The organism is Acinetobacter sp. YH12227, assembly GCF_013417785.1.
GTDB lineage: Bacteria > Pseudomonadota > Gammaproteobacteria > Pseudomonadales > Moraxellaceae > Acinetobacter > Acinetobacter gandensis.
Map to the genome: position 1 here is coordinate 40,754 of NZ_VPDH01000022.1, position 11,109 is coordinate 51,862.

At 41.6% G+C, this 11,109-nt stretch carries 10 protein-coding genes; 7 read left to right on the forward strand and 3 right to left on the reverse strand.

The genetic code is table 11. From position 1 onward, the window contains the following. The first annotated feature begins 12 nt into the window (after window positions 1-12). Genes rapZ through yjgA form a run of 3 tightly spaced genes read left to right on the forward strand, consistent with a single transcriptional unit; the run spans window position 13 to window position 1,669 of the window. Window positions 13-864, forward strand: coding sequence for an RNase adapter RapZ (gene rapZ / locus FTV09_RS06845; protein WP_067763494.1), 852 nt, complete (start codon window positions 13-15; stop codon window positions 862-864). Then, window positions 861-1,130, forward strand: coding sequence for an HPr family phosphocarrier protein (locus FTV09_RS06850; protein WP_067763492.1), 270 nt, complete (start codon window positions 861-863; stop codon window positions 1,128-1,130). Before rapZ ends, FTV09_RS06850 begins: the two co-directional genes overlap by 4 nt. A 2-nt stretch (window positions 1,131-1,132) precedes the next feature. Beyond that, window positions 1,133-1,669: a ribosome biogenesis factor YjgA gene (yjgA, locus tag FTV09_RS06855; protein ID WP_180057509.1), complete on the forward strand. Its 537-nt coding sequence runs from the start codon at window positions 1,133-1,135 to the stop codon at window positions 1,667-1,669. A gap of 107 nt (window positions 1,670-1,776) precedes the next feature. On the opposite strand, the gene FTV09_RS06860 is transcribed toward yjgA, so the two are convergent. Continuing rightward, complete coding sequence (locus FTV09_RS06860; protein ID WP_180057511.1) at window positions 1,777-3,417, reverse strand: acyl-CoA synthetase; 1,641 nt, start codon at window positions 3,415-3,417, stop codon at window positions 1,777-1,779. A gap of 579 nt (window positions 3,418-3,996) precedes the next feature. Between FTV09_RS06860 and FTV09_RS06865 the strand changes: the two genes are divergently transcribed. Together FTV09_RS06865 and FTV09_RS06870 are read left to right on the forward strand one after the other, a co-directional pair. Continuing rightward, window positions 3,997-5,274 (forward strand): D-arabinono-1,4-lactone oxidase, encoded by a 1,278-nt coding sequence (locus FTV09_RS06865; protein ID WP_180057514.1) that lies wholly within the window; start codon window positions 3,997-3,999, stop codon window positions 5,272-5,274. A 41-nt stretch (window positions 5,275-5,315) separates the two neighbouring features. Next, window positions 5,316-6,467 (forward strand): alanine racemase, encoded by a 1,152-nt coding sequence (locus FTV09_RS06870; protein ID WP_180057517.1) that lies wholly within the window; start codon window positions 5,316-5,318, stop codon window positions 6,465-6,467. Window positions 6,468-6,532: 65 nt separating this feature from the next. Here the strand turns inward: FTV09_RS06870 and FTV09_RS06875 are convergent, their stop codons facing one another. Continuing rightward, window positions 6,533-7,594, reverse strand: coding sequence for an FMN-binding glutamate synthase family protein (locus tag FTV09_RS06875; protein WP_218950150.1), 1,062 nt, complete (start codon window positions 7,592-7,594; stop codon window positions 6,533-6,535). Between the two features lie 42 nt (window positions 7,595-7,636). Further along, window positions 7,637-8,152 (reverse strand): Rieske (2Fe-2S) protein, encoded by a 516-nt coding sequence (locus FTV09_RS17925; protein WP_218950151.1) that lies wholly within the window; start codon window positions 8,150-8,152, stop codon window positions 7,637-7,639. Between the two features lie 318 nt (window positions 8,153-8,470). Between FTV09_RS17925 and thrS the strand changes: the two genes are divergently transcribed. Continuing rightward, entirely contained in the window at window positions 8,471-10,393 is a 1,923-nt protein-coding gene (gene thrS / locus FTV09_RS06880) for a threonine--tRNA ligase (RefSeq protein WP_180057520.1), read from the forward strand. A 5-nt stretch (window positions 10,394-10,398) separates the two neighbouring features. Next, on the forward strand, window positions 10,399-10,950 hold the full coding sequence (infC, locus tag FTV09_RS06885) for a translation initiation factor IF-3 (RefSeq protein WP_180057523.1): 552 nt from the start codon (window positions 10,399-10,401) through the stop codon (window positions 10,948-10,950). The last annotated feature ends 159 nt before the right edge of the window (window positions 10,951-11,109 follow it).

Below are 11,109 nucleotides of genomic sequence, written 5' to 3' on the forward strand. Positions count from 1 at the left end.
GGTAACTCCGCGATGAAGCGCATATTAATTGTTACAGGTCAGTCCGGTTCAGGTAAGTCTTCTGCATTGCAGGTACTTGAAGATCTTGGCTATTACTGTATTGATAATTTGCCCTTGGCGTTACTCCCCGAAATTGTTGAAAAACTTAATGCTGAAAACAATCTAGAACAGTTAGCGTTGGGTGTCGATGTTCGAAGCACCCGCGCTGATCTTCAAGAGTTCGATCAGGTTTTTCAACAATTACAGCGACATGGCTCAGTTGATATTATTTACTTGACCACACGTGATCAGGAATTGATTGCGCGTTTCAGTTCATCTCGACGACCACATCCGCTGGCAAACCGTTTCAAAAGTTTAAATGAATGTATTCAAGAAGAGAAAAATCTTCTGATTCCAATTCAGTTACGTTCTACCGTGCATATTGATACTACGGATAAGAGCGTACATGATTTAAAGCACACTTTACTGTCGAAACTTGGGCAAGCAGATAATTTAATTCTGATTTTACAGTCCTTTGGCTATAAGCATGGTATTCCACTCGACGCAGATTATGTGTTTGATGTGCGCCATCTGCCTAACCCGCATTGGGATATGGAGCTGCGTAAATTTTCAGGATTGGATGAGCCGGTTCGTCAATTTTTACAGCAGAGTGAGCAAACCAATGAAATGTTTCAAGATATTTATAATTTCTTGGATAAATGGTTGCCGGCATTTGCTGAAGGGCATCGTCACTACATGACGGTATCCATCGGTTGTACAGGTGGACAACACCGCTCGGTATATATTGTAGATAGACTAAAAAAAGCTCTTGAGGCAAAATGGTCTATTCAGGTTCTACATAGAGAAATGAAGCACTGGTCATGATCGACACAACCGTTGACGTAATTAATAAACTGGGTTTACATGCGCGTGCATCTGGCAAGCTAATCGAAGTGACAACCAAATTTCGCTCGTCGATTCAAATTGGTAAAGGCGGAAAATTAGTTGATGCCAAAAATATTATGTCTTTGCTCATGCTAGGTGCGGGCAAGGGCACAACTTTACGCTTAGTGATTGAAGGTGCAGATGAAGAAAAAGCTTTATCTGAAATTCAAGCACTATTTGCAGCAAAATTTTACGAGGCAGATTAACCGTGGCACGTCGACCGCAACAGCGTTTTACTGAAGAAGACTTTGAATCCCTAGATGGACGTGCGAGCAAAACTGAACAAAAAAAAGCAGTGCAACGTATGGCTGCTTTGGGCGAACAATTGGCTGAATTGAGTGTTAAGCAAATTCAGAAACTTCCAGTTGAAGAACGCTTGATTGATTCTTTACTTGATGTACGTTCGATTACTTCGGGAGAAGCTCGTCGTCGTCAATTTTTACGTATTGGTAAATTGTTGCGTAATGAAGATGAGGCAATGATTTTGTCTTATTTAACACCGCAGCAGGGTGCGAAAAAAACTGCACAATTGCAGCGCTGGGTTGATCGTATGATTGCACAGGGTGAACCTGTGATTAAAGAGTTCATGAAAGCGCACAATGCAGCTGAACATCATCCAATTCGTCAGCATCTTTTGCGTATTCAGCGTGACATTACTAAACAAATGCCTGAAGAACAAATTGCCGCTTCTAAGTTGAAATTGTTTAATTATATTCAACAAGTTGCGTTAATTTCAGATAACTGATTTGTACGAATTGTAGAATAAAAAAGCGACCTGTTTAGGTCGCTTTTTTATGTGTGGTGTTTATGAAAAAGTCGCATTTCTCAATGGAATACGACTCTCAAAAGAGGTTAATTAAACTCACCGACAGCACGTTCTTTTGCCCATTCACGTAGAACGAATTTTTGCAGTTTTCCTGTAGATGTTTTTGGAATTTCCGTAATTACCACATCTTTTGGCACTTTAAAGCGTGCGAGATGTTGTTTACAGAATTCAATCAGTTCTTCAGGTGTCGCTTCTTTGCCTGTTTTTAATTCAATAAATGCACACGGAACTTCTTGCCAGCGTGGATCAGGCTTGGCAACTACCGCCGCAGTTAATACTGCAGGATGTTGGTATAGAATTTCTTCTACTTCAAGTGAAGAAATATTTTCTCCACCCGAAATGATGACATCCTTAGAGCGATCGGTGATTTTTGCATAGCCATCAGGTTGGCAAACGGCCAAATCACCAGTATGGAACCAGCCACCTGCAAATGCTTCAGCAGTGGCTTCAGGGTTTTTCAAGTAACCTTTCATGACAATGTTGCCACGGAACATGATCTCACCCATGGTTTGACCATCATGTGCAACAGGTAGCATCGTTTCAGGATCAATGACTTTCATACCATCTTGTAGTGGGTAAGGCACACCTTGGCGTGAGTGTAATTGAGCTTGCTCTTGAATCGAAAGGTCAGACCATCCAGCCTGAGAAGCACATAGCGCAGAAGGGCCGTAGGTTTCAGTTAAACCGTACACATGTGTGACATTAATGCCGATGTTGCGCATGCCTTCAATAATCGCAGCGGGTGGTGCAGCACCAGCAACCATGACTTCAACACGGTGGTCAATTTTGGTCTTTTTGTCTTCAGGTGTGTTGATTAGCATTGAAAGTACGATTGGTGCACCACAGAAATAATCAACTTTATGCTCTGCAATTAGTTTGAAAATCAATTCAGGGTCGACTTTACGTAAACAGATATTAGTACCACCATTGGCAGCCATGGTCCAAGCGAAGCACCATCCATTGCAATGGAAAAGTGGTAAAGTCCAGAGATAGGTCGCACGAGGTGTCATGCCACACGCAATAATGTTACTCGCTGCATTAATGTAAGCACCACGGTGATGATACACCACACCTTTAGGATTACCTGTGGTGCCTGAGGTATAGCTTAAGCTGATAGCATCCCATTCATCACCTGGAAGATGCCATTCAAAGTTTGCATCACCCTGTGCAAGCCATTCCTCAAACTCAATTTGTCCAATGTTATTTGCAGTGCCTTCGTATTCCACATCTGCAACATCTATGATGAAAATTTCTTGATCGATTAAAGCCAAAGCTTCAGTTGCAACTTGAGCAAATTCAGGATCGACCAACAATACTTTACTCTCAGCGTGTTCAAGCATGAAAGCAATGGTTTTCGCGTCTAATCGCGTATTTAAGGTATTTAGTACAGCACCTGCCATAGGAACGGCGAAGTGTGCTTCAATCATTGCAGGGACGTTGGGAAGTAAAACTGAAACGGTGTCATTTTTACCAATGCCCAATTGTTGTAATTGGTGGGCAAACTGACGGCAACGGTTATAGGTTTCACGCCATGAAATATGACGATTACCATGGATAATGGCATCCTGATCTGGATAAATATATGCCGCACGCTCTAGATAACGTAGAGGTGAAAGTGCAACAAAATTCGCCGGGGTCCGTGGCAATTCATCGTATGCGCTAACCATTGTAGTACTCCAAGTCCATGTATATTTGTTTTAAGCTACTGTCACAATAAGGCAGTCATGCCATGTCTTGCATTTATGCTTTAGTCGAGTATTTGCACTAAAAATTTAATTATTTGATTTTTATAGCTATAAAATATTAAATCGCAGTAAAAGTGAACTGTTTGGTTCTAAAGTTTGATTTTAAAGCTTAAATAAATTAGCTGAAAAACGATCAAGTTTAAATGTAAAAATTGACTGATTTTGTAAGTCGTACACAACAAACAAAATATGTCATTCATGGATAGAACTCTCGGTTTAAATAAGGAGCGTCAATGACATTTACACTGGTTTAAAATTAAAAAAATGTTGAAAAACTCAATGAAAAATATAAGAAAAAAGTCACATGAATAACTTTGTAATAATCTATAACTACACTTAGTCATACATTTGATCTGATCAAAATTTGATTGACGATCATTATTTTAAACGGCATAAATTAAAAAATATCGATGCATTGATTCGTCCTATTTTAGGAGAATGAGTGCAGAACAATAATCAAGAAAATAAAAACAATAAACAGCTCGTACAGTGGGGGATATCATGACGATACAGCGAGCAACTCATTGGCAAAATTGGTCGGGCTCATTTTCTGCGACGCCAAAATTTGCACAACCGCAAAATATATTTGAACTACAGGGATTGGTTAGGCAGAACAAAAAAATTCGTGTTGTGGGAGCAAGTCATTCCTTTAATGGGTTGGTACAAACGGATGATCTGTTAATCAGTTTGGAGCAGATGAAAGGCATAACCGACATTGATGAAGAGCGCTGTCAGAGTACGGTACAGGGGGGGACGCGCTTATCAGATCTTGGAGAAAAGCTGGCAGTTTTCGATCAGGCCTTAATAAATCAAGGAGATATTGACCGACAAAGTTTAGCCGGTGCAATTGCGACGGGAACGCATGGGACAGGTTTAGAACTGCCGTGTTTGTCAGCATTGGTACATGGTTTTGATCTGTTAACGGCACAAGGTGAAATTCTTCAGTGTAATTCAGTAAAAAACAGTGAAATCTTCTATGCAGGCCGCGTGGCGATGGGAAGTTTTGGAATTTTGACAAAAATTCAAATGCAAAACCGCCCGATGTATAAACTTAAAGAACAAACACGATTATGTGCCCTTAGCGTATTGATGCAACACATGCAGCAGTGGCAATATCAACATCGACATATCGAGTTTTGGGCATTTAGCCATGCCGATCAAGTGATCTTAAAAACTTTAGATGAAACTGAGGAGGATTTAATTGCCCGACCGAATGAATGGGTCGAAGAAGATGTACTCTTAAATTTTTGTGCTGAATTGACACGGCTTTGCCCAAAGCTAAATCCATGGCTGCAAAAATTTTTAGGTGTATTTATTCAACCTGTAACTGTGGTGGATTGGTCGAGTCGTATTTTTCCTTCGGTTCGGAATACCAAGTTTAATGAGATGGAGTACCAAATACCTTTACAGCACGGTCTGCAATGCTTTGAAGAAGTGTTATATACATTGAGACGCCATAAAGCGCCGATGTTTTTTCCGATTGAATATCGTTTGGTGCGCGGAGATGATATTTGGCTGAGTCCTTTCTATCAGCAAGTTTCTGTTTCAATTTCCATACACCAATTTTATAAACAAGATTATCAAGCTATTTTTAAATGGGTTGAGCCAATTTTACTTAAATACGGTGGCCGACCACATTGGGGCAAAATTCATAGCCTACAGGCGGCGCAGTTAAGAACGTTATATCCGAAATGGGATGAGTTCATGCAGATTAGACAGGAGCTTGATCCAACACAAAAGTGGGTTAACCCTTATTTGCAAAAATTATTTTTTGAATAATCTGGAAGATAAGATATTAATAAAGATATTGGAGCATATGCATGGATGCATATTATCAACAATTGAATACCTTGCTCAAACACATTGGTACAGGTATGCCCCAGTTAATCGTGGATGTTGCCGCATTAAATCACAACTTGGTGATCACTCAGCAGCAAATACCACGCAGTCTGCATCCTCGCTTGGTGGTGAAATCCTTGGCATGCATGGCATTGCTTCAACATTGTGCTACACAGCTCAAGACACAGCGTTACATGCTGTTTCATTTTGCACACCTGAAAACACTTTTCGAGTCGATGCCGCAAGCTGATGTGTTGTTTGGAAAACCGATGCCGATTCAGGCCTTGAACCATACAGACAAGGCATTTTTGCAGGCAACTCAATTGCAAGTGCAATGGCTGATTGATAGTGAACAGCGTTTAGGCCAATACCTAAAATTTGCTGAGCAGCATCAACTGTGTCTACGTATTAATATTGAAATCGATGTGGGGCTACACCGTGGTGGCCTGAAAACCATCAATGAGCTAAAGGCTATTTTGGATGTAATCGTTCGACATCCTCAACATTTAAAATTTTCAGGATTGATGGGCTACGACGCACATGTGGCGAAGATTCCACGACTGATTCAATCTGCTGAACAGACTTATCAACTGTCACAGCAAAGTTATCAACAATTCAAAGATTATTTACAACAGCGCTATCCGTCCTTATGTGATGAACACACCTGTTGGAATGGTGGTGGTAGTCCTAGTTTTAGTTTTCATTGTCAGCAGAGCGTCTGTAATGAAGTCTCATTTGGTTCGATGCTGTTAAAACCCGCAGATTTTGAACTGAAAGCTTTGCACGCTTTTCAAAATGCCTTGTGGATCGCCACACCCGTGCTAAAAGTGTTATCGCGGACAGAATTACCGCAGTTAGAATGGTTAAGTCGTTGGGCAAAATCTCAGGCTGTGTTTATTTATGGAGGTTATTGGCGAGGGAACTATGTTTATCCTCAAGGCAGTCAGCCCCATGGGTTATATGGTCGTAGTAGTAATCAGGAACTTGTGCAAATTCCACAGACAAGCAGCATAGAAGTGGATGATTATGTTTTTTTTCGCCCTGCGCAAAGTGAAATGATTATCCCTCAATTTGCACAGCTTTGGTGGTACCAAGCCGATCGACTCATGGCCTTCGAGACGTTCAGAGAATAAAAAGAGCCCGTTTGGACTCCTTTTTTAGGCTCAATGATTTTGAAAAAAAGCTCAGGATTTGAAGCTTAATCAAATCCACCGTAGTGAATACCAGTGAGGTTCGACATTTCTTTTTTCCATGTGGTCAGATCATCTTTGCAGAATTGATTGAGATGATGATGTCCGCAGGCACGTGCCATGACTTGCATCAGTTCAACGGATGCATTTAGAAAATTCGCCAGTTGTTGTGCCGATTTGTCTATTTCTAAACGACGACGTAAATGATCTTGTTGCGTGGCGATGCCGACAGAACAATCATTGGTCTGACAGGCACGCATACCTAAACAGCCAATGGCTTGCATGGCAGAGTTTGAAATCGCGATGGCATCTGCTCCCAAAGCCAGTGCCTTAATAAAGTCAGCGGGTACACGAAGTCCACCTGTGATCACTAAACTAATATCTGACCGTCCTAAACGGTCTAAATGACGACGCGCACGTGCCAGTGCAGGAATGGTTGGAACAGAAATATTGTCACGGAATAGCGTAGGTGCTGCACCTGTACCACCACCACGGCCATCTAAAATAATGTAATCGACACCAATGGCGATAGCCGCATCAATATCACGTTCAATATGCTGTGCAGAGAGTTTATAGCCGATCGGAATGCCGCCGGTTTCTGCTCGGACATATTCTGCAAATTCACGATATTGTGAAAGATGCGTCCAGTCGGGGAAGGTCGCAGGGGAAATGGCTGCGGTGCCTTCTGGTAATTTACGCACTTCTGCAATCTTACCAACCACTTTATGGCCTGGCAGATGTCCTCCCGTACCTGTTTTTGCCGCTTGACCGCCTTTAAAATGAAAGGCCTGACACTTTTTAACTTTTTCGATGTCATAGCCAAAACGACCCGATGCAAGTTCATAAAAATAACGTGAGTTGGCCACTTGTTCCTCAGCAAGCATTCCGCCTTCACCTGAGCAAATGCCTGTACCTGCAAGTTCAGCACCTGTTGCAAGGGCAACTTTGGCTTCTTGAGATAACGCACCAAAACTCATATCTGACACAAACAGGGGGATTTTGAATTTTAAGGGTTTTTTAGCATTTGGGCCAATTACCACTTCGGTTGCTACGGGTGCATCATCTAACAATGGAATTTTCCACAGTTGTGCGGTGATCAGTTGAATGTCCTCCTATTTCGGGAGTTGATTGAAAGGCACGCCCATAGCAGCTGTCGGGCCATGATGTCCAAATTTACTTAAGCCATTGCGTGCAAGTTCCAAGATCAATTTATTATGTGGTTCTTCAGGTGCGGGTGCCGAATCTGCATATAAACCTTGGTATTGATCGCGTTTATACTGCTGTGGATTTCTTTTCTCCCACGCTTGAATTTCTTCAAGATCGACATACACCTGATCGCCTTCCACCCACGCTTTAAATTTTTGCAGATTTTTATTCAGATAACGCGGGTTGATGCCAGTTTTATAAATATAGTGCGAGCCATGCAGCCCACAGACGATTTTATCCCCTTGAATATGGGCATCGGCCATAAGTGCGCCGCGATGCTGACAGCGACCATACATGACCACGACTTGTTCTGCATCATCATCTTCGAGCCTTAAGACCATAAGATCGACATTGGCTGCGAGGGCATAAGCGGGTTGGAGCGGTTTTAAACTCGACCAAGATATAAGTGAATGTGCTTGCATGATACCTGCCTACATAAAGATTTCAGTGGGTATAGGTGTTCGAAATTCGGAATAATTTTATGAATTAGAACGCGATTATTATGTTGACAGCATAAAGCGCATTTCGGCTTAAATCTGCTTGAATTATCAGGAGTCTTGTAAAAGGCGGTAGAAAAATCAACTTCCATGGGATTAGAGGTTTATTAAAGTTGGCAGGGCGTGTAAAATTTAGGTCGAAATTTATTTATCCACCGTTTTTATCTTTTGAGGGATTCCCTCGATCATAATCTCGCGGTGATATGCTCTATTGTACGGGGCATCACTCCTTAAGGATTTTCTATGCCAATTATCACTTTGCCAAATGGCGATCAAAAAGAATTTGATCATGCCGTATCTGTGATGGAAGTTGCTCAAAGCATCGGTCCTGGTCTTGCAAAAAATACAGTTGCAGGTCGTGTAAACGATCGTTTAGTAGATGCATCTGATCTGATTACCGAAGACGCAAGCCTTCAAATTATCACGCCTAAAGATGAAGATGGTATTCATATCATTCGTCACTCTTGTGCACATTTAGTGGGTCATGCAGTTAAGCAACTGTTCCCAGAAGCAAAAATGGTAATTGGTCCTGTCATTGAAGAAGGTTTCTACTATGACATTTGGATGCCACGTCCATTCACTTTAGATGACATGGCAGCGATTGAAGAGCGTATGAAAAAGCTCATCGATCAAGATTATGATGTCATCAAAAAAATGACACCACGTGACGAAGTGATCAAAGAATTCACTGCACGTGGCGAAGAGTACAAACTCCGTCTGATTGAAGACATGCCTAATGAAACAGAAATGGGCTTGTACTATCATCAAGACTACTTGGATATGTGTCGTGGTCCGCACGTTCCAAATACTAAATTCCTAAAATCATTCAAACTGACTAAAATCTCTGGTGCTTACTGGCGCGGTGATGCGAAAAATGAACAGTTACAACGTATTTACGGTACAGCGTGGGCAGACAAAAAACAGCTTGCTGCTTATGTAAAACGTATTGAAGAAGCTGAAAAACGCGATCACCGTAAAATTGGTAAAGCACTTGATTTGTTCCATATGCAAGAAGAAGCACCGGGTATGGTGTTCTGGCATCCGAACGGTTGGACAATTTACCAAGTTCTTGAACAGTACATGCGTAAAGTTCAACAAGCGAACGGCTATGAAGAAATTCGTACACCGCAAGTGGTTGATTTCACGCTTTGGGAAAAATCTGGACATGCTGCAAACTATGCAGACAACATGTTTACGACACATTCTGAAAACCGTAACTACGCAGTAAAACCGATGAACTGTCCTTGTCACGTACAAGTGTTCAACCAAGGTTTAAAATCGTACCGTGATCTTCCTGTACGTCTAGCTGAGTTCGGTTCATGTCACCGTAACGAACCATCTGGTTCATTGCACGGTATTATGCGTGTTCGTGGCTTTACTCAAGATGACGCGCACATTTTCTGTACCAAAGAACAAATTGGTACTGAAGTAGCTGACTTCATTAAATTGACTTTAGATGTTTATAAAGACTTTGGTTTTGAAGAAGTTCAAATGAAATTGTCGACACGTCCAGAAAAACGTGTGGGTGATGACAAACTTTGGGATATGGCTGAAAAATCTTTAGCAGATGCTTTAGATGCTGCCGGTTTGGAATGGGAACTTCAACCGGGTGAAGGCGCATTCTATGGTCCGAAAATTGAATTCTCACTGAAAGACTGCTTAGGCCGTGTATGGCAATGTGGTACAATCCAATGTGACTTTAACTTACCAGAACGTCTTGATGCATCTTATGTAACTGAAGATAACGATCGAGATCAACCAGTTATGTTGCATCGCGCAATTCTTGGCAGTTTCGAACGTTTTATTGGTATACTTATCGAACACTACGCTGGCTTTATGCCACCTTGGTTGTCACCAATCCAAGCATGCGTAATGAATATTACAGATTCACAAGCTGAGGCAAGTGAGTCAGTCGTCGCTAAACTTAAAGAAAACGGTATTCGTGCTATTTCTGACTTGAGAAATGAGAAAATCGGCTTTAAGATTCGTGAACGCACATTAGAGCGTATTCCATACTTATTGGTACTTGGGGACCGTGAAGTAGAGGAAGGTACTGTAAACGTACGTACACGCTCTGGAACAAATTTGGGTACTATGTCTATCGATGCTTTCGTTGACCTAGTAAAAGCAGCCGTTGCCGAACGCGGCCGGTACATTGTGGAGTAACAGCGATTAAACAGCCTGACCGTAATCAACAGGGCGGTAACAAATCAAACCGTCCTGCCTTGAATGATGAAATTCGTGCAAAAGAAGTCCGTCTTGTAGACGAAAATGGCGAGCAAAAAGGTATCGTAAGCTTGGCTGATGCCTTACGTGCTGCAGAAGCAGTTGAGCTTGATCTTGTTGAGATCGTAGCGAATGCTGAGCCACCAGTTTGTAAGATTATGGACTTCAACAAGCATTTGTTTGATCTTAAGCAAAAGCAGAAAGAAGCGAAGAAAAAACAGCATCAAGTACAGGTGAAAGAAATCAAGCTACGCCCTGGTACTGATGTAGGTGATTACAACGTAAAACTACGTGCAATTATCAAGTTCCTTGAAGAAGGCAACAAAGTCAAAATCACCCTTCGTTTCCGTGGTCGTGAGATGGCTCACCAACAACTGGGTCTTGCTCAATTGCAAAAAATTGAAGCTGACGTAGTTGAATTTGGTGTTGTTGAACAAACACCAAAAATGGAAGGTCGTCAAATGGGTATGCTACTTGGACCTAAACGTAAAAAGTAAGCACTCATTGAGCGAAAAAGCCCTGCACTAGCAGTAATGCCAGTCAGTTAAGCAAAAAAAGTTAAAATGCTGTAAAAAGAGCGTATGTAAATACGCTCTTTTTTTATGAATTTATCTCAGAATCTAGATTTAACATTAAAACAAACCCTACCTTCACTT